The sequence below is a fragment of the Streptococcus sp. Marseille-Q5619 genome (assembly GCF_946901205.1).
Lineage (GTDB): Bacteria > Bacillota > Bacilli > Lactobacillales > Streptococcaceae > Streptococcus.
Genome location: NZ_CAMPPO010000004.1, coordinates 140,560 through 157,809 on the forward strand (window position 1 = coordinate 140,560; position 17,250 = coordinate 157,809).

General features: G+C 42.5%; 21 protein-coding genes. 4 read left to right on the forward strand and 17 right to left on the reverse strand.

Features of this window, described 5'->3' with window-relative positions; translation table 11 throughout:
* Positions 1-65: 65 nt before the first annotated feature.
* Together OC530_RS06095 and OC530_RS06100 are read left to right on the forward strand one after the other, a co-directional pair.
* The gene (locus OC530_RS06095) at positions 66-1,148 is read left to right on the forward strand and encodes a Xaa-Pro peptidase family protein (protein ID WP_262080523.1); all 1,083 of its coding nucleotides are present in this window, start codon (positions 66-68) and stop codon (positions 1,146-1,148) included.
* A 17-nt stretch (positions 1,149-1,165) separates the two neighbouring features.
* Entirely contained in the window at positions 1,166-1,372 is a 207-nt protein-coding gene (locus OC530_RS06100) for a hypothetical protein (protein WP_112443985.1), read from the forward strand.
* Positions 1,373-1,446: 74 nt separating this feature from the next.
* Here OC530_RS06100 and OC530_RS06105 read toward each other — a convergent pair whose 3' ends face one another.
* The 8 genes from OC530_RS06105 to OC530_RS06140 form a co-directional block, all read right to left on the reverse strand.
* Complete coding sequence (locus OC530_RS06105; protein WP_173234673.1) at positions 1,447-1,908, reverse strand: ECF transporter S component; 462 nt, start codon at positions 1,906-1,908, stop codon at positions 1,447-1,449.
* On the reverse strand, positions 1,886-2,659 hold the full coding sequence (locus OC530_RS06110) for a bifunctional hydroxymethylpyrimidine kinase/phosphomethylpyrimidine kinase (protein ID WP_173234671.1): 774 nt from the start codon (positions 2,657-2,659) through the stop codon (positions 1,886-1,888). Before OC530_RS06110 ends, OC530_RS06105 begins: the two co-directional genes overlap by 23 nt.
* Positions 2,649-3,398: a tRNA pseudouridine(38-40) synthase TruA gene (gene truA, locus OC530_RS06115; RefSeq protein WP_262080528.1), complete on the reverse strand. Its 750-nt coding sequence runs from the start codon at positions 3,396-3,398 to the stop codon at positions 2,649-2,651. Before truA ends, OC530_RS06110 begins: the two co-directional genes overlap by 11 nt.
* A gap of 98 nt (positions 3,399-3,496) precedes the next feature.
* Positions 3,497-4,648, reverse strand: a complete 1,152-nt coding sequence (locus tag OC530_RS06120) for an MFS transporter (RefSeq protein WP_261061101.1) — start codon at positions 4,646-4,648, stop codon at positions 3,497-3,499.
* Positions 4,649-4,771: 123 nt separating this feature from the next.
* On the reverse strand, positions 4,772-5,398 hold the full coding sequence (locus OC530_RS06125; protein WP_262080531.1) for a Pr6Pr family membrane protein: 627 nt from the start codon (positions 5,396-5,398) through the stop codon (positions 4,772-4,774).
* A gap of 2 nt (positions 5,399-5,400) precedes the next feature.
* Positions 5,401-5,739 carry a zinc ribbon domain-containing protein YjdM gene (locus tag OC530_RS06130; RefSeq protein ID WP_061817739.1) on the reverse strand — a complete coding sequence of 113 codons (339 nt, stop codon included), beginning with the start codon at positions 5,737-5,739 and terminating at the stop codon, positions 5,401-5,403.
* Positions 5,740-5,868: 129 nt separating this feature from the next.
* Positions 5,869-6,540: a (d)CMP kinase gene (cmk, locus tag OC530_RS06135; RefSeq protein ID WP_061750357.1), complete on the reverse strand. Its 672-nt coding sequence runs from the start codon at positions 6,538-6,540 to the stop codon at positions 5,869-5,871.
* An 8-nt stretch (positions 6,541-6,548) separates the two neighbouring features.
* The gene (locus tag OC530_RS06140; RefSeq protein ID WP_262080538.1) at positions 6,549-7,031 is read right to left on the reverse strand and encodes an SAG1386/EF1546 family surface-associated protein; all 483 of its coding nucleotides are present in this window, start codon (positions 7,029-7,031) and stop codon (positions 6,549-6,551) included.
* 51 nt (positions 7,032-7,082) lie between these two features.
* Here OC530_RS06140 and OC530_RS06145 point away from each other — a divergent pair, with 51 nt between their 5' ends.
* Positions 7,083-7,289, forward strand: coding sequence for a ferredoxin (locus tag OC530_RS06145; protein WP_261061105.1), 207 nt, complete (start codon positions 7,083-7,085; stop codon positions 7,287-7,289).
* 50 nt (positions 7,290-7,339) lie between these two features.
* On the opposite strand, the gene OC530_RS06150 is transcribed toward OC530_RS06145, so the two are convergent.
* The 7 genes from OC530_RS06150 to OC530_RS06180 form a co-directional block, all read right to left on the reverse strand.
* Positions 7,340-8,305 (reverse strand): glycosyltransferase family 2 protein, encoded by a 966-nt coding sequence (locus OC530_RS06150; RefSeq protein ID WP_262080541.1) that lies wholly within the window; start codon positions 8,303-8,305, stop codon positions 7,340-7,342.
* A gap of 1 nt (position 8,306) precedes the next feature.
* A complete protein-coding gene (gene galE, locus OC530_RS06155) occupies positions 8,307-9,326 on the reverse strand; it encodes a UDP-glucose 4-epimerase GalE (RefSeq protein ID WP_262080543.1) in 1,020 nt (339 codons plus the stop codon).
* 130 nt (positions 9,327-9,456) lie between these two features.
* A complete protein-coding gene (locus OC530_RS06160) occupies positions 9,457-9,615 on the reverse strand; it encodes a hypothetical protein (RefSeq protein WP_262080544.1) in 159 nt (52 codons plus the stop codon).
* A gap of 6 nt (positions 9,616-9,621) precedes the next feature.
* Complete coding sequence (locus tag OC530_RS06165) at positions 9,622-10,725, reverse strand: FAD-dependent oxidoreductase (protein WP_262080546.1); 1,104 nt, start codon at positions 10,723-10,725, stop codon at positions 9,622-9,624.
* Between the two features lie 16 nt (positions 10,726-10,741).
* A complete protein-coding gene (locus tag OC530_RS06170) occupies positions 10,742-11,539 on the reverse strand; it encodes a Nif3-like dinuclear metal center hexameric protein (RefSeq protein ID WP_173270224.1) in 798 nt (265 codons plus the stop codon).
* Positions 11,526-12,203: a tRNA (adenine(22)-N(1))-methyltransferase TrmK gene (locus OC530_RS06175; protein WP_262080548.1), complete on the reverse strand. Its 678-nt coding sequence runs from the start codon at positions 12,201-12,203 to the stop codon at positions 11,526-11,528. Before OC530_RS06175 ends, OC530_RS06170 begins: the two co-directional genes overlap by 14 nt.
* Before the next feature lie 101 nt (positions 12,204-12,304).
* Positions 12,305-14,641: a cation-translocating P-type ATPase gene (locus OC530_RS06180; RefSeq protein ID WP_262081000.1), complete on the reverse strand. Its 2,337-nt coding sequence runs from the start codon at positions 14,639-14,641 to the stop codon at positions 12,305-12,307.
* A gap of 132 nt (positions 14,642-14,773) precedes the next feature.
* On the opposite strand from OC530_RS06180, the gene OC530_RS06185 reads away from it, so the two are divergent.
* Positions 14,774-15,523, forward strand: a complete 750-nt coding sequence (locus OC530_RS06185) for a 1-acyl-sn-glycerol-3-phosphate acyltransferase (protein WP_262080550.1) — start codon at positions 14,774-14,776, stop codon at positions 15,521-15,523.
* 43 nt (positions 15,524-15,566) lie between these two features.
* Here OC530_RS06185 and OC530_RS06190 read toward each other — a convergent pair whose 3' ends face one another.
* Both OC530_RS06190 and OC530_RS06195 read right to left on the reverse strand, forming a co-directional pair.
* On the reverse strand, positions 15,567-16,259 hold the full coding sequence (locus OC530_RS06190) for an alpha/beta hydrolase-fold protein (protein ID WP_262080552.1): 693 nt from the start codon (positions 16,257-16,259) through the stop codon (positions 15,567-15,569).
* Complete coding sequence (locus tag OC530_RS06195) at positions 16,240-17,250, reverse strand: ABC transporter substrate-binding protein (RefSeq protein ID WP_262080553.1); 1,011 nt, start codon at positions 17,248-17,250, stop codon at positions 16,240-16,242. Before OC530_RS06195 ends, OC530_RS06190 begins: the two co-directional genes overlap by 20 nt.

A 17,250-nucleotide genomic window follows, 5' to 3' on the forward strand; every position in this document is an offset into this window, starting at 1 on the left:
TACCCTTCTCCCTTGCATTTTCTCTCTTTTTTTGCCAAAATAGAGGGGTAGAAAGAAGGTAGCATATGTCTAAATTACAACAAATCGTAACATATCTTGAATCAGAAAAACTAGACGTCGCTGTCGTATCTGACCCCGTCACAATCAATTACCTCACTGGCTTTTACAGTGATCCCCATGAACGCCAAATGTTCCTTTTTGTCCTAGCTGATCAGGAACCTCTCCTCTTTGTCCCAGCCCTTGAAGTGGAACGTGCAAGTAGCACTGTCTCTTTCCCAGTTGTGGGCTATGTGGACTCTGAAAATCCATGGCAAAAAATGAAACATGCTCTTCCACAACTTGACTTCAAACGTGTCGCAGTTGAGTTTGACAATCTCATCTTGACTAAATACCATGGCTTGAAAACAGTCTTTGAGACTGCTGAGTTTGAAAACCTCACTCCTCGTATCCAACGTATGCGCCTCATCAAATCCGCTGATGAAGTACAAAAAATGATGGTTTCAGGTCTCTATGCTGATAAGGCTGTCAATGTTGGTTTTGACAATATTTCTCTTGATAAAACTGAGACAGATATCATCGCCCAAATCGACTTTGCTATGAAACGTGAAGGCTATGAAATGAGCTTTGATACTATGGTCTTGACTGGTGATAATGCTGCAAATCCACACGGCATTCCAGCGGCAAACAAGGTTGAAAATGATGCTCTTCTCCTCTTTGACCTTGGTGTTCTGGTCAACGGCTACGCATCTGATATGACTCGTACAGTCGCTGTCGGCAAACCTGACCAATTCAAGAAAGACATTTACAACTTGACTCTTGAAGCCCAACAAGCTGCTCTTGACTTTATCAAACCAGGTGTGACTGCCCATGAAGTAGACCGTGCTGCCCGTGAGGTCATCGAAAAAGCTGGTTACGGCGAGTACTTCAACCACCGTCTCGGTCACGGTATCGGTATGGATGTCCACGAATTCCCATCTATCATGGAAGGAAACGACATGGTCATCGAAGAAGGCATGTGCTTCTCTGTTGAACCAGGTATCTATATCCCTGGTAAAGTCGGTGTCCGTATCGAAGACTGCGGTGTTGTTACCAAGGATGGCTTTGACCTCTTTACAAGCACCAGCAAAGACTTGCTTTATTTTGATTAATATTCATCTAATACTCAATGAAAATCAAAGAGCAAACTAGGAAACTAGCCGCAGGTTGCTCAAAACACTGTTTTGAGGTTGTAGATAAGACTGATGAAGTCAGCTCAAAACACTGTTTTGAGGTTGTGGATAGAACTGACGAAGTCAGTAACCATATCTACGACAAGGCGACGTTGACGCGGTTTGAAGAGATTTTTGAAGAGTATAAAATCTTCCCACAATAAAACGCATAGTATCAAGTTTTGAACACCTGATACTATGCGTTTTTCTTATTTGAAAGACTTTTGACTCAGTCTCTTTACTTAATCTTCTTGATACTTTGACTAAGAATAAATCCTACAATCATCCCTACTATATTTTGCATGAAATTTGGTAAAATTTCTGGTAGGGCTGCTGCCCAGCCATTCATCAATGTAGAACCCAAGGCGTAACCCCCTACCATGGCAATCGTTGCTAAGATAAGGCCTAACCACTGAGTTTTTCCTTTAAATCCTGCGAAAAATCCCTGCAAGCCATGGTTGACCAAGCTAAAGAACATCCACTGAGGATAGCCTGATAAGAGGTCAATCAAGAAGCCTGCTAGTCCTCCGACTACAGCCCCTTCACGACTACCAAAGTAAAAGGCCGTAAAGAAGACACCCGCATCTAAAAGAGTTAGAATGCCTGTCGGTGTTGGAATTTTTAAGAAATAACCTAGAACCACAGAAAGGGCGGTTAATAGGGATACAAGGGCGATTTTAGTTGTTTTGGTTTGCTTCATATTGTCTTACTCCATACTGATCTGCTTGTACAATGGCACGGTAAACGAAAGCCTTAGAGCTTTCTACTGCTGATAAAAGTTCATCACCTTTAACCAAGTAACTGGCAATGCTAGAGGCAAAGGTACAACCTGCGCCAGCATTTTGCCCTTGGATGACAGGATTTTCCAACACTGTAAAGGTTTGTCCATCATAAAAGACATCTACAGCCTTGTCCTGACTAAGGCGATTGCCTCCCTTGATAATAACTGCTGGCGCTCCTAATTCATGCAATTTCTGTGCTGCAGTTTTCATATCTTCAAGGGTTTTAATCTCTTGATCTGCTAGTAATTCTGCTTCAGGAAGATTAGGCGTAATCACACTGACATGAGGGAAAAAGCGAACCAACTCTTGGCAGAGTTCACTAACTGCTACGTCGTGCGTTTCCTTGCAGACCAAGACAGGATCCAGAACCACAGGCACTCCTGGGCGTTGCTTGATAAAGTCCAATGCCTTCTCAGCCACACTGACAGTTGGTAGGAGACCAATCTTAATTCCCCCAAACTCCACATCACGTAAGCTATCTAATTCATGTTGAAAAATGGTATCGTCAGTTGGAAAGACTTCAAATCCTTTTTCTGTCAAGGCTGTCAAACAAGTCACTGCTACAAAGCCATGCAAGCCGTTCAAGGTATAGGTAGCCAAATCAGCGGACAATCCACCACCACTAAAAATATCATTTCCTGAAAGTGCTAAAATACGATTATTCTTCATAACGAATCTCCTTTAAATACAAACCATTAGGTGCTGCAGTGGGACCTGCAAGTTGCCTGTCCTTCTTCTCCAAGATGAGGTCAATCTGCTCTACTGGCATGCGGTTATTGCCAATTTTGAGTAGCGTCCCCACCATATTGCGAATCTGTTTATACAAGAAACCATTTCCTGAAAAGGTAAAAGTCAAAAACTGGCCTGTCTCATCAACCCTAAGACTGGCTTCTGTAATAGTGCGAACCTTATCCTCTACACTAGTCCCAGAGGCTGTAAAGCCAGTGAAATCATGGGTTCCTTCTAGCTTTTTGACGGCCTCCTGCATCCTCTCCACATCAAGTGGGTAAGGGAAGTGGGTGGCATAGTGACGGCGCATCGGATTTTTGGGACGTCCTCTATCCACGATAAACTCATAGGTCTTGCTATGCTTGGCATAACGACAATGAAAATCATCCGCCACAAGCTCAATTGAAATCACATCAATATCTTCAGGAGACTGAGTGTCCAAAGCAAAACGGAGCTTCTCCTCATCCATCTGATAAGGTAGGTCAAAATGAATAACCTGTCCCAAAGCATGAACCCCACTATCAGTCCTACCAGCACCGTGAACAGTGATGGCTTTCCCCTTATTCAATCTAGTCAAGGTTTTTTCAATTTCTTCCTGAACGCTACGCGCATGAGGCTGGCGCTGAAAACCAGCAAAGGCGTAACCATCATAGGAAATAGTTGCTTTATATCTCGTCATAACTTCTATTTTATCAAGAAATTAATCTGTAGACAAGGTTCTAAAATAAATATTGTCTGGGTACAAAAAACTCAAAAGAAAAACCTAGGAAACCAATCCTAAGCTCTCTTTTGGAGTAGGTACATGACAAAGATAGAGGTTACAATTAACCAAGATCCTAAGATAGCAAAGACCAACATCCCATTGTGAGTTAGTAAGCCAATTGCACCTAGAACGAATGGGGTTGTAAAGGCTCCGAAACTACAGCCTAAAACTGCAAATGAGGTTGCTTGATTGAGGAGCTTAGCTGGAATTCTTTCAGAGACAAGTTGAAAGACTGTCGTCAAGGCTACACTATAGGCAAAACCAGCCAGAATACTCCCTGCCACTACCACCCACAAGGATGGAGATAAAGCAATCACAATTTGCCCTAAGCCAAAGGTAATACCAGACCAGAGGAGCAGTTTCTCTTTAAAGATAGAAATCAAAAAAGAAAAACTCACACCAGCTACAATCCCGATTAACTGCATGACACTAAGAACAAAACTAGATAACTGGGCGTCTCCAAGTCCTCTTTCCACCATCAAACTTGGAATACGGATGGTAATAGCCGTATTGGTACAAACTACAACTGCTGCTTCAATAGCTAGGGTAAAAATCAAGCCTTTCATTTCTCGAGTTAAGCGACTTGCTTCCTTCGCTTTTTTCTTGACTTCTTTCTTTTCTTTTCCATAAGGGACAAAGAGCAGATAGAGGGTCAGCACCAAAAATCCAGCACTATAGGCTAAGAAAGTAGCTGTCCAACCAAAGGCCAACAACTGGCCGACTGCCAAGGTAATGAGAGAAGCTCCAACAACCTCTGCAGAACCACGTAGCCCTAACATCTGAATTCGCGTTTTCCCTTGATAACGCTCACTGATGATAGAAATAGCCTTGGCATTGATCATCCCAAGACCCAAACCAAAAAGAATCCGTGTTCCAAAGACAAAAGGATAGGCTTGATACCAAAAGGGTGCTGTTCCACTCAGTGATAAAATCAGCAATCCCAAACTAATTTGTAAGCGCTCAGGAAAGATTTTTTCTAAGAAACCATTTAGTAGTAACATCATCATGATTCCAAAGGAAGGCAAGCTCGCCAAGAGCTCAATTTGTTCCTTAGGATAGCCTTGATAATAGTCAAACATAGCTGGCAGGGCACTCGAGATGGAAAAGGACGTAATCAAAACGAGGGAGAGAGCCAAAATACTGGCCCGTTCTAAAAATTGTTTCATGAAATCTCTTTCTATATTTCTCTTTATCTTCTATTTTTTGATAGTTAGCAAACAAGCAAGAAAAGAAGAAGCCTCATTGGTATACAGACTCCTTCTTAAACTCGAAAATGAATCCCTTGTGTCTCAGGACTTTCTCTTGATTTGCTTAATAAAGTAGAAGATAAATCCTGCTACCATATAGGCAACAAAGATAATCAGACACCACTTAAACACAACATCCCAACCCTTGTTCACATTCAAAAAGAAGTAAGGGAAAGGATTATCCTTGGCATTTGGAATATTGAGTTTTAGAACCAAGCCATTAAAAAGAGCAAACATCATATACAGCAAGGGTAAAATGGTCCACACAATTGGATCCCAAATCTTGTATTGACCCTGTTTGTCAAAAAAGAGGGTATCTGCGAAAAACCAGAGGGGAACGATATAGTGGCAAAGGAAATTTTCTAGGGTATAGAAATTAGTCGCAATAGGCGCTAAGAGGAAATGGTAAATCACACAGGTAATCATGATACTCATGGTGACCCCACCTTTTAAGCGCAAGAGACTTGATCTTTGCCAGTTTTCACCTAAACGGCTCATAACCTTTAGGAGATAGAGCGTAAAAATCGCGACTAAGAGGTTGGACAGAACCGTATAATAGAGCAGCATCCCAAAACCACCATGCTTGGTAATTTCAAGATAAACTCCCGTAAAAGCCGCTAGAAACAAGAAGATACGGCTATAAAATACAAGTTTGTAGTGTTTTGACATACTTAAATCTTCTTCACAAACTCTGATTTGAGTTTCATGGCACCGAAGCCATCAATCTTACAGTCGATATTGTGGTCGCCTTCTACGATGCGGATATTTTTCACGCGCGTTCCTTGTTTCAAATCTTTTGGCGCACCTTTTACTTTCAAGTCCTTGATGAGGGTAACAGTATCACCGTCAGCCAATTTATTTCCGTTGGCATCGATAGCGACAAGGCCCTCCTCTACATCTGCAACTTCAGCAGGATTCCACTCATAAGCACACTCTGGGCAAACCAGTAGGGCACCGTCTTCGTAGACATACTCTGAGTTACATTGTGGGCAATTTGGTAAGTTGTTCATGGTTTCTCCTTATCATCATTCACTATTCTTTGAAAATCAAAATTTCTCGAACAGCAACTATTATACCCTAAAATCAGCATTTTGACAAATTTAGAAAAAACCGATATCCATCTATCGGCTTTTCTACATCTACATTCTTTTTTCAGCTTCTGCTTTGATTTTTTCAACTACTTCTTGAATGTTCAAACCAGTTGTATCAAGGTAGACAGCATCCTCTGCTTGTTTGAGAGGAGAAGTCTCACGATGACTATCCTTGTAGTCACGCGCAGCAATTTCCTCTTTTAGTGTTTCAAAGTCTGTTTCAATTCCCTTGGCAATATTTTCCTTGTAACGGCGCTCTGCTCTTTCATCTACCGAAGCTACTAGGAAAATTTTTAATTCTGCTTGTGGCAATACAACAGTTCCAATATCGCGGCCATCCATGACAATCCCGCCTTGCTGGGCGATTTCTTGCTGGAGAGAAACTAGTTTCTCACGTACTTGAGGAATTGCTGCAATAGCAGAAACATGATTGGTCACTTCATTTTCACGGATAGGATGGGTAATATCCACATCTCCTACAAAAACAAGCTGTTCCCCAGTTTCTGAACGCCCAAAACTAATTGGATGCTGGTCCAATAAAGCTAGAAGGGCTTCAACTTCTTCTACTCCTAATTGGTTTTGGAGAGCCATATAGGTCGCTGCACGATACATAGCACCTGTATCTAGGTAGGTGTATCCAAAATCCTTGGCAATAATCTTTGCGACCGTACTCTTACCACTTGAAGCAGGACCGTCAATAGCAATTTGAATTGTTTTCATATCAACTCCTATTTGATTTTAACAACATCACCTGGATTAGCAAACCAAGATCCTGTAGCCATGTGCCCAGGATTCAAAGCCTCTAACTGCGCAATCGAAATCCCAGCGCGAGCGGCAATGGCTGCTTCTCCTTCTCCAGCTAAGACTTTTGTCGTCCCTTCTGGATCAGTTGGATGTTCTGAACTACTAGATGACTCTTCTACCTTTTCCTCCGAACTAGAAGATGCCTGCTCTGAACTACTAGAAGATGAAATCTGTACTACATTTGCATCAGAATCGTGAAAATCTTTCAAGGCTGCCGTGCGATTACTCCCACCTGATGAAAGATAGATGAGAACAATAATCATCACGACTACAATCACAAAGAAAATACTTGCTAAAATAGTCAAGATACGATTGGCCACTACATCTCTGCCTTGAGTTCTCTTACGACGCTCTGCTCTTGATTCTTCTTGATCATAAATATCTTCTTGCCACGGTTCTTTTTCCATACCCTACTCCTTGTTTTTTTTTACTTTTCTTATTACAATATAAACATGAACATGAAAATCACACTTATACCTGAACGATGTATCGCCTGTGGACTTTGCCAAACTTATTCTGATTTATTTGATTACCACGATAATGGAATCGTGCGTTTTTACGATGATCCTGACCAACTAGAAAAAGAAATTTCTCCTTGTCAGGATGTCTTAGAGGCTGTGAAAAACTGTCCAACACGTGCTTTGATTAGCAATCAGGAATCCTAAAACAATGGCGATAATCCACTCCCTCTAGTTTAGCACATTTCCATGTAAAATTATAGTCTTTTCACTCTATTTTTTTCTGTAAAATTAGGAAGGTCACTTTTTTCTTTGATCAGATAAAGTGGTCTTTTTTTAGTCTCTAAATAAATCTTACTGATGTACTTACCGAGAATCCCAATGGTCAAGAGTTGAATGCCTCCAAGAAAGAGAATGACAGCCATCAGAGAGGTCCAACCTGATGTCGGATTGCCCAAAACGAGAGTCCGAACCACAACAAAAAAGGTCATCAGTAGAGAAAGAAAACAAGATAGGAGACCAGCCACAAAGGCGATAATCAAGGGAAAATCTGAAAAATTAACAATCCCTTCAATAGAGTAGAAAAAGAGTTGCCTAAAACTCCAACTGGTCTTGCCAGCCCGCCTTTCGACATTTGGATAGTCCAGATAGTGGGTTTTAAAACCGACCCAGGCAAAGAGCCCCTTTGAAAAACGATTGGACTCGGTCAAGCTTAAAATAGCATCCACTACAGATCTTCTCATCATGCGAAAATCACGGACACCTGAGGGCAAGGCTACTGGGCTAATTTTTTGCATAAGGCGGTAAAAGAGATTAGCACAGAAACTGCGAAAGAAGGGTTCTCCCTCTCGACTGGTTCTTCGTGTTCCTACACAGTCTAAATCTGCATTCTGGTCTAGTAAATTTTTCATCTCAAGCAACATACTCGGAGGATCCTGGAGGTCTGCATCCATCACCACCACTAGGTCTCCTGTCACATATTGCAAGCCTGCATACAGAGCTGCTTCTTTGCCAAAATTTCGTGAGAAAGAAATATAATGCACTGCCGGATTTTGTTCCCGATAGGCCTTTAAGAGTTCCAAGGTCCCATCGCTCGATCCATCATCGACAAAAACATACTCGATTTCTGTTTCCAAATCTGGAAGTAAAGCTTCCAGAGCCTGATAAAAAAGAGGAAGTACTTCCTCTTCGTTTAAACAGGGGACAATGATTGACATCACCATCTTAGTCTTCAAATCCATTTGGATGCTTGCTTTGCCAACGCCATGCGTCTTCACACATTTGAGTAATGCCTAACTCTGCTTCCCAGCCGAGTTCTGCTTTGGCTTTTGCAGGATCTGAATAGCAGGCTGCAATGTCACCTGGGCGACGGTCTACAATGCGATAAGGAATTGGGCGTCCCACTGCTTTTTCCATGTTTTGGATAATTTCAAGAACTGAGTAGCCTTTACCTGTTCCAAGGTTATAAATGTTTAGACCTGAACCCTTTTGGATTTTTTTCAGAGCTGCAACGTGACCTTTAGCCAAGTCAACAACGTGGATATAGTCACGAACACCAGTTCCGTCTTCGGTATCGTAATCGTCTCCAAACACTTGCACTTGCTCTAATTTTCCAACGGCTACTTGAGTCACATATGGCAAGAGATTGTTTGGAATACCGTTTGGATTTTCCCCCAAATCACCACTCTCATGGGCTCCAATTGGGTTAAAGTAACGAAGCAAGACCACATTCCATTCTGAGTCTGCCTTGTAGATATCTGTCAAAATTTCCTCAAGCATAAGCTTGGTACGACCATATGGGTTGGTCACTGAAAGTGGGAAATCTTCCAAGATGGGCACTGTGTGCGGATCCCCGTAAACTGTCGCAGAAGAACTGAAAATGATGTTTTTACAGTTGTTTTCTTCCATGACCTTCAAAAGACTAACAGTTCCAGCGATATTGTTGTCATAGTAGGCAAGAGGGATACGTGTTGATTCGCCAACAGCCTTCAAACCAGCAAAGTGAATGACCCCTGTTGGTTCTTCTTGTCTGAAAATGTCACGAAGAGTATCTGTATCACGGATATCAGCCTCATAAAAAGGAATCTCAACTCCTGTAATTCTCTCAACAACTTCTAAACTTTTTCTGTTACTATTAACAAGGTTATCCACCACAACAACCTGATGACCTGCTTGGATTAACTCAATAACTGTGTGGGTTCCGATAAAACCAGCTCCACCTGTTACCAAAATCTTTTCTTGCATCTTTGTTCCTCGATTCTCGGATTTTTTCTTATTTTACCATTTTTGATAGGGAATGTCATTTACCATCCTAGAAGCTAAGCTAAAATTTCAGTAAAATTCTTATACTCTTCGAAAATCTCTTCAAACAACGTCAGCTTCGCCTTGCCGTATATATGTTACTGACTTCGTCAGTTCTATCCACAATCTCAAAACAGTGTTTTGAGCTGACTTCGTCAGTTCTATCCACAACCTCAAAGCAGTGCTTTGAGCAGCCCGCGGCTAGTTTCCTAGTTTGTTCTTTGATTTTCATTGAGTATTATTCGCTTTTTACCAGTTTGACATAGTTCTCAATTGGGTAGTTTGCTGGGTCTAAGGTCATTTCCCTGCTTTGGACCAGTTGTGCTAGGTGGTAACCAATGATAGGACCAGTTGTGAGGCCTGATGAACCTAGTCCACTAGCAGCATAGACACCTGCTAAGCCAGGTACTTGCCCAAAGAAAGGTGAGAAATCACTGGTATAGGCACGGATTCCCACACGCTCAGCTCTTGAAGTCGCTCTAGCTAAAACTGGATAGTGAGGTAAGGCTGCCTCCTTCATTTGTTGGAGCAAGGTTTCATCTACCGTCAAATCAAATCCCATATCATTTTCATGGGTAGCGCCTAGAGATAATTTCCCACCTGCAAAAGGAATCAAATCCCACTCCCCTTCTGGCATAACAACAGGGTAAGCTTCCATATCTTGGGCAAGTTGATAATCTCGGAGTTGCCCCTTTTGGGGACGAACATCTACTTCATAACCTAAAGGCTCTAACAGGTGTCCCAACCAAGCTCCCGTCGCCAAAATAACCTGATCAAACACCTCTTCGCCAATCTGGTAACCTGATGCTAAAGGTGTCAGAGTCACTTTTTCTTTGACCAGCTTGACCTGACCGGCTTCCAGCAAACGAGTCACTAAGAGTTGACCATCTACTCTCGCTCCACCAGAAGCATAGAGCAGGTGGTCAAATCCCTGCAAGTCAGGGAATAATTCATTGGCTGATGCTTGGTTCAGAATGGCTAACTGGCCTATCAAGGGAGATTCTTCTCTACGCTGGAGGGCTAGTTGATAGAGTTCTTCCAACTTGGATTCATCCTTTTTCAAGAGAAAGACTCCCGAACGCTGGTAAAAGTCAATTTCCTGCCCTGATTTCTCTAAATCAGCTAATAAATCCACATAAAAATCAGCCCCCAAGCGCGCCATTTTGTACCAGACCTTATTGCGTCGTTTGGAAAACCAGGGGCTGATAATTCCTGCTGCAGCCTTGGTAGCCTGACCTTGTCCATGGTCAAAGACGGTTACTTCTAGGTCACTTTCTTTCGAGAGGTAGTAGGCAGCTGTTGCACCCACAATTCCTGCTCCGATAATGGCAACTTTTTTCATTGTTTTCACTTTCTAACTAGATATGGTGGAAAGGATTGGTTGATGCTTGACTAGGTAAAATCTCTAGTTCCCAACCTTTTTCCTCTTTCCATTGATTAAGAAGCTCTGCGATTTTTTCCACAAACAGCACTTCGATATAGTGTCCTGGATCCAATGCTAGCAAGCCATCAGACAGCATATCCTGGGCAGTGTGGTAGTAGATGTCACCAGTGATATAGACTTCCGCTCCTTTAGCTAAAGCATCCTTATAGAAAGACTGCCCGCTTCCACCACAGATAGCCACTCTTGAAATAGACTTCTGCAAGTCATTCTCTTGATAATGCACCATTCGAAGGCTATCTAGGCCAAAGACTTGCTTGACATGTTGGGCTAATTCTCCAAAGGTCTGAGGCTGAATATTCCCAATACGACCAATTCCACGTTCAGGACCTGTCTCCTGCAGATAGGTCGTTTCCTCGATACCTAGCATCTGACAGAACCAATCATTGAGACCATTTTCAACAATATCAATATTGGTATGGCTGACATAAACTGCAATGTCATGCTTGATAAGATCAATGTAAATCTGATTTTGCGGACGGCTAGCTACCAAATCCTTGATGGGACGGAAAATCGGCGCGTGCTTGGCAATAATCAAGTCCACACCCTTTTCAATGGCTTCAGCCACCGTTTCTTCACGAATATCCAGAGCCACCATGACACTTTGGATATCCTTGTCCAAAGTTCCAATTTGCAGACCACGACTGTCTCCCTCCATGGAAAATTCCTGAGGACAATAAGCTTCATATCGGTTAATGACTTCACTTGCTAGCATGGAGAACCTCCTTGATGGCTTGAATTTTATCTACTAGAACTTGACGTTCTTCCAAATTTTTTTCAGGGATTTGTCCGAGGGCAAACTCTAGCTTAACAGATTCTTTTTGCCATTTTTGGACAAAGACTGGACTGACCTCTTTGCACAAGAAAGGTCCAAAGCGAACATCACTGGCTGATAGCTTCATTTGTCCTGCTTCCACAACCAAAATCTCGTAAAACTTGCCAGCTTCTTCTAAGATGCTTTCAGCTACAATCTGAAATCCGTTCTCTTGTAACCAGATACGCAAGTCGTCTTCACGATTATTTGGCTGGAGAATCAGACGCCCTACATTGGCTAACTTGTACAAGCCTTCTTCTAAAATCCTAGCAATCAAACGGCCACCCATGCCAGCAATAGTAATGACCGACACTTGGTCTGCCTCTTCAAAAGCTGCCAAGCCATTGGCTAAACGGACTTGGATTTTCTCCTTTAGGCCGTGAACCTCAACATTTTTGACTGCAGATTGGTAGGGACCTTCCACCACCTCACCTGCAATGGCACTTTTGATTTGGCCTCTTTCGACCAACTCGATAGGCAGATAAGCATGGTCACTTCCCACATCTAGTAAAATGGCTCCCTGTGGCACAAAGGAAGCCACTAATTCTAATCTCTTTGAAATCATTTTCTCTCACTTTCCAAAACTCTATTACCTCTTATTATACCACATTTCGGCTGGCAATCTTGTACCTAAAAAGACCGCAATCCACAGATTGCAGCCTTTCTTTATTTTCTGGCTTGATAGCGACTAGTCAGGATGAAAATCACTATAAAGACCAACATCATGACACCATAAACAGGTAATGTTTGTCCTGTTAAGGTTGAAATTTCAAGCAGTTTTTGAATTCTTGGGAAGAGAGCTGTGGCTAGGAAGCCTCCTACTGACCAAACAATCAAGAGGACACGCCATAGGGTAAATGGCATGCAGGCTCTAAATACGGATAAGAAACCAATTGACCCCAAGAGGTAATAGAGTAGAGTTGAGATTTCTAACTCAGACCAACCTTGGCTACTTCCAAATATTTTCACAAAAAGAACGCTGAACACAACCATGAGAGCACTTGGTAGGGCACGAAGCATGGATCTTCTGAGGAAATTTGGCTCAACAGGTTTGATATTTCGCTCAAAAGTCAGAACGAATGGTGGGAAACCTTCCACGAACTGGTCAATCATGGTAATCTGGATCGGAATGAAGGGGAAAATCAAGATCCATTCAGACCGTCCCAGAAGAGCACTAGCAATACAGATGACTGCGAGCAAGAATGAGTAGATGGTCTTTATCAAGAAAATCGGTGCGATATGGGCAATGTTATTGACCACGCGACGACCTTCAAAGAGAATCTCAGGAACATCATTAAAGTCAGAGTTCAAGAGAACCAGATTGGCAATCTGACGAGTCGCTGGATCCCCTTCCGCCATTACGATGGAACAATCCGCCTCACGAAGGGCCAAGATATCATTGACCCCGTCCCCTGTCATAGCTGTTGTATGCCCCGCTTTTTTCAGCGTTTGGATGATGAGTTTCTTTTGATGAGGGGAAACCCGTCCGAAAATAGCTGTCTCCTCAGCCATAGCAACCAATTCCTCATCCGTGATTTTCGAACAATCTACATAGCTCTGATAGTCTACAAAACCTGCTTTTTGGGCAATACTTGAAACAGTGACTGGATTATCACCAGAGATAATCTTGAGCCCCACTTCCTGAGAACGGAGATAGTCCAGCGTCTCTGCTGCTCCCTCTCGAATCGGGTCCAAGATTTCCAGCAAGGCTAGAGCCTGAATATCAGATGGTTTTTGTGGTTTGTGATGGTCTAATTTCTCCTGACTGAGAGCTAAGACCAAGACACGTGAACCTCTCTCCAAGGCCTCTCTGGCTTCTGGGACCTCAGAAGCCAGCAACATCTCAGGCGCCCCTAAGAAAACTGTTCCCAAACCTTCTAACTCCATAGCTCCCCACTTGCGGTCGCTCGAGAAGGGGAGATTCGAAATCATAGGATAAGTAACTTCTCCCACAAAACGCTTTCGAATAGCTTGAGCTGTTGGATTTTTATCCTCACTATGGGCTATATAGCTGGCCAAGATGCTAGCAAGCGCTGACTCTCCATACTCTTCGGTCAAAGGAAGAACATCCTCCACCTGCATCTTTCCTTGGGTGATGGTGCCTGTCTTGTCCAGACAGAGCATATCCACGCGCGCCAAGGTCTCAACAGAGTACATTTCCTGAACCAAGACCTTTTTCAAGCCCAACTTAATCACCGCTGTCAAGAGCGAAGTAATGGTCAAAAGGGCAATTCCCTTAGGCAACATTCCCAGCAGGGCTGTCGACGAATTTACAACGGATGACTTGAGAGGCAGACCTTTCAACATCAAGGCTTCTAGCAAGAGAGCCAGACCAAAAGGAATGATAATCTTTCCAGTAAAACCTGCTAACTTGTCCAGCGATTTCATGATACGGGAGTTGATAGGTTTAACGGTCTTGGCTTCCAGCATGAGTTTGGCAGCATAGTTGTCTGCACCTATATGATGGACACGAGCTAAAACTGCCCCACTGGCTAAGAAACTTCCTGACAAAAGCAAGGCATCCACTTCCTTTTGCACCAAATCACTTTCCCCCGTCAACATGGCTTCATTGACTTCCGCAAAGCCTTCCAAAACCAAGGCATCACTGGGAATCTGCTCTCCAGCAGACAGACGAATGACATCTCCTAACACCAATTCTTCAGGATTCAGAGCCACTTCTTGACCATCACGAATAGTTTTGACCTTTTCCTTGGTCATGAGATTGAGCTTGTCCACCATGTGTTTAGCCCGTAGCTCGGTCACAATTCCAGAAAAAGCGTTAAAGCAGATAACGGCAAAGAAGACCAGATTGCTCCAAGCCTGCACAAAGGCAAGGGCCAAAGCAATGGCAAAGTTTAAAGCGTTAAAAAGAGTAAAGACATTTCGTTTAACGATTTGCCAAGTGCTGGTACTGGCTGATGCGGTAAAATCATTGACCAAGCCCTTAGCCTGTCTTTCCTTGACTTCTCTTTGGGTTAATCCCATAATCTTATTTTTATCCATAAATTCTATCATATCATTTTTTCTAAAAGAATTCTAATCTCATCCTAAATATGCACCTAGTCAAGGGAAAAGTTTGCCAGCCCTCCTTTGATAAGGTATAATAATAACAAGAAAATAATCGAAGGAGATCGCATGTTTTATACTTATTTACGTGGATTGGTTGTCTTGCTCCTATGGTCCATCAATGGCAATGCCCACTATCATAATACTGATAAAATTCCTAATCAAGATGAAAATTATATTTTAGTTGCGCCTCACCGTACCTGGTGGGATCCTGTTTACATGGCCTTTGCGACCAAGCCAAAACAGTTCATCTTTATGGCTAAAAAAGAACTCTTCACCAACCGTATCTTTGGATGGTGGATTCGTATGTGTGGTGCCTTTCCTATTGACCGTGAAAATCCTAACGCTTCAGCCATCAAATATCCTATCAATGTTCTCAAAAAAAGCGACCGCTCTCTCATCATGTTTCCAAGTGGAAGCCGTCACTCAAACGATGTCAAGGGGGGAGTTGCTCTGATTGCCAAAATGGCCAAGGTCCGTATCATGCCTGTTACCTACACAGGTCCCATGACTTTGAAGGGATTGGTTAGCCGCGAGCGTGTCGATATGAACTTTGGAAATCCAATCGATATTTCCGATATTAAGAAAATGAATGATGAAGGTATCGACATGGTTGCAAATCGCATCCAAACAGAATTTCAACGTCTGGACCAAGAAACCAAACAATGGCACAACCATAAAAAACCAAACCCACTCTGGTGGTTTATCCGCATCCCTGCTCTCATCCTTGCCATTATCCTCGCTATCCTAACCATCATCTTTAGCTTTATCGCAAGCTTCGTATGGAATCCAGATAAGAAGAGAGAAAAACTTGGTTAAATAAATACAACAATCCCTTGGCTTTTGCCAAGGGATAATTCTTTTATTCGATTTTCCATTTTTGGGCCAACCAGCTAGAAAAGGCGAGAAATCGCTCATCCACTTGTTCGTGGTGTCCATAAGGATCAAAGACAAACTGACCGGTCGGATAGCTTTTCTGAAGACTAGTATGAATCTTCTCGGCATAGACTGGTGCTTGAGCCAAACGATTAGTATGGTGTGCTCCTTCTGTTTGACCATTCTGTAAATACAGCAAACAGTTTAGATTTTTCACTGTCTCTTCCTTACAGTAAGCCACAAAATCAGGATACCAAAAAGAACCGCAGATAGAGAAAACACAGGAAACCCTGTCAAAGCTGAAAAGACTGTAGACTGCCGCCAAGCCACCTAGTGAATAACCTCCGTATGCAAGACGTGCTTCATCCAGTCGATAAAGCGATTGCAACTTGTCCAAAAGACCTCCAAACAAATGACCATGATAGACGTTGGCCTGACCTCCAAAATCTGGAGTCCCATCTCTCAGAGCCGATGCCTTCCAGGGAGTGTAGTCGTCTAAGCGATTTTTAGAGGTCAAGCCCACTAAAATCACAGATTCGGAAAGGGAGGATAGGAAATCCAAGTTTCCATCATTCAATAAAATAGCCGGATAGGTTTGATTGGGGTCGTAGTTAGAGGGAAGGCTGATTTTGACTTGAATTCCTTCCCAATCAAACTCATTATTTATTGATAAAGTCATTGATTTTCTCAAGGGAATCAATCACTGCTGGACCATAGTCCATCAATTCATCGTAAGAGATGGTCATGATTTTTTGATTCTTAATAGCAGCAACGCTTTCCAAAACAGCATTTGCCTTCATCAACTCTACTGCTTTTTCATCCAATTTTTTATTGCGATCGCTGGTTACATAGATAATCAATTCAGGATCCATTGACACGAGATTTTCCAAGGTCAAGCCTGATGTCCCCGTAGCAACGTTTGTATAACCAAGTTGGTTCAGCAGGCTTTCTTGCAAAGCAGACTTGTAGGCACCAAAGGTTTGATCATTATATGCAACCATAATCAAAGCCTTTTTCTTTTCACCTTGGCTTGCTGGATTTGCTTTCTTAACAGCGTCAATTTTAGCTTGTAATTGAGCTGCGTATTCATTAGCCTTGTCCTGAACATTAAAAATCATTCCCAGATTTTTGACATCTTCTACAATATTTCCCAAATCTTGCTGAATCGTTGAGAGAGAAGCTTTTTGCGTATAGACTGGGATTTTATTTTCATTCCAAGTGCTAACTGCCCCCAAGGATTTTTCAGAAAACATCATGTTTCGCCCCATCACTGCATCTGGCTCATAAGAAAGGACTGTCTCTTGTGAGACTGTTTTTTTATCCCCGATCTGAGGAATAGCTGCAATAGCATCCTTGTATTTATCCATCACAGCATTATCAGGGTTGAGCATACCAGCAATTTTATCCTTCAGCCCTAACTCCAATAAGATTTCAGTAGTTGAAAGGTTATTTGTGATAACTTTTTCAGGTGCCTTGTCAAAGACTTGTTCGACTTCATTTCCCTTAGCATCATAGGTTTTGACTGTAAGGGGATAAGTCGTCTCTGTGCTCGCCTTTTGACTTGTTTCTGTGCTAGATTGTGTAGTAGCTTTTTCTGTAGTAGTGTTACCACAAGCTGCCAAAGTTAAGGTAGCTACTGTTACCAGTAAAATACTAAGTGTTTTTTTCAT

Excerpts from the sequence above, each read along its gene's own strand:
- OC530_RS06095 (WP_262080523.1), top strand. The coding sequence starts at position 66 with ATGTCTAAATTACAACAAATCGTAACATATCTTGAATCAGAAAAACTA.
- OC530_RS06100 (WP_112443985.1), top strand. The coding sequence starts at position 1,166 with ATGAAAATCAAAGAGCAAACTAGGAAACTAGCCGCAGGTTGCTCAAAA.
- OC530_RS06105 (WP_173234673.1), bottom strand. The coding sequence starts at position 1,908 with ATGAAGCAAACCAAAACAACTAAAATCGCCCTTGTATCCCTATTAACC.
- OC530_RS06110 (WP_173234671.1), bottom strand. The coding sequence starts at position 2,659 with ATGAAGAATAATCGTATTTTAGCACTTTCAGGAAATGATATTTTTAGT.
- truA (WP_262080528.1), bottom strand. The coding sequence starts at position 3,398 with ATGACGAGATATAAAGCAACTATTTCCTATGATGGTTACGCCTTTGCT.
- OC530_RS06120 (WP_261061101.1), bottom strand. The coding sequence starts at position 4,648 with ATGAAACAATTTTTAGAACGGGCCAGTATTTTGGCTCTCTCCCTCGTT.
- OC530_RS06125 (WP_262080531.1), bottom strand. The coding sequence starts at position 5,398 with ATGTCAAAACACTACAAACTTGTATTTTATAGCCGTATCTTCTTGTTT.
- OC530_RS06130 (WP_061817739.1), bottom strand. The coding sequence starts at position 5,739 with ATGAACAACTTACCAAATTGCCCACAATGTAACTCAGAGTATGTCTAC.
- cmk (WP_061750357.1), bottom strand. The coding sequence starts at position 6,540 with ATGAAAACAATTCAAATTGCTATTGACGGTCCTGCTTCAAGTGGTAAG.
- OC530_RS06140 (WP_262080538.1), bottom strand. The coding sequence starts at position 7,031 with ATGGAAAAAGAACCGTGGCAAGAAGATATTTATGATCAAGAAGAATCA.
- OC530_RS06145 (WP_261061105.1), top strand. The coding sequence starts at position 7,083 with ATGAAAATCACACTTATACCTGAACGATGTATCGCCTGTGGACTTTGC.
- OC530_RS06150 (WP_262080541.1), bottom strand. The coding sequence starts at position 8,305 with ATGGTGATGTCAATCATTGTCCCCTGTTTAAACGAAGAGGAAGTACTT.
- galE (WP_262080543.1), bottom strand. The coding sequence starts at position 9,326 with ATGCAAGAAAAGATTTTGGTAACAGGTGGAGCTGGTTTTATCGGAACC.
- OC530_RS06160 (WP_262080544.1), bottom strand. The coding sequence starts at position 9,615 with ATGAAAATCAAAGAACAAACTAGGAAACTAGCCGCGGGCTGCTCAAAG.
- OC530_RS06165 (WP_262080546.1), bottom strand. The coding sequence starts at position 10,725 with ATGAAAAAAGTTGCCATTATCGGAGCAGGAATTGTGGGTGCAACAGCT.
- OC530_RS06170 (WP_173270224.1), bottom strand. The coding sequence starts at position 11,539 with ATGCTAGCAAGTGAAGTCATTAACCGATATGAAGCTTATTGTCCTCAG.
- OC530_RS06175 (WP_262080548.1), bottom strand. The coding sequence starts at position 12,203 with ATGATTTCAAAGAGATTAGAATTAGTGGCTTCCTTTGTGCCACAGGGA.
- OC530_RS06180 (WP_262081000.1), bottom strand. The coding sequence starts at position 14,641 with ATGGATAAAAATAAGATTATGGGATTAACCCAAAGAGAAGTCAAGGAA.
- OC530_RS06185 (WP_262080550.1), top strand. The coding sequence starts at position 14,774 with ATGTTTTATACTTATTTACGTGGATTGGTTGTCTTGCTCCTATGGTCC.
- OC530_RS06190 (WP_262080552.1), bottom strand. The coding sequence starts at position 16,259 with ATGACTTTATCAATAAATAATGAGTTTGATTGGGAAGGAATTCAAGTC.
- OC530_RS06195 (WP_262080553.1), bottom strand. The coding sequence starts at position 17,250 with ATGAAAAAAACACTTAGTATTTTACTGGTAACAGTAGCTACCTTAACT.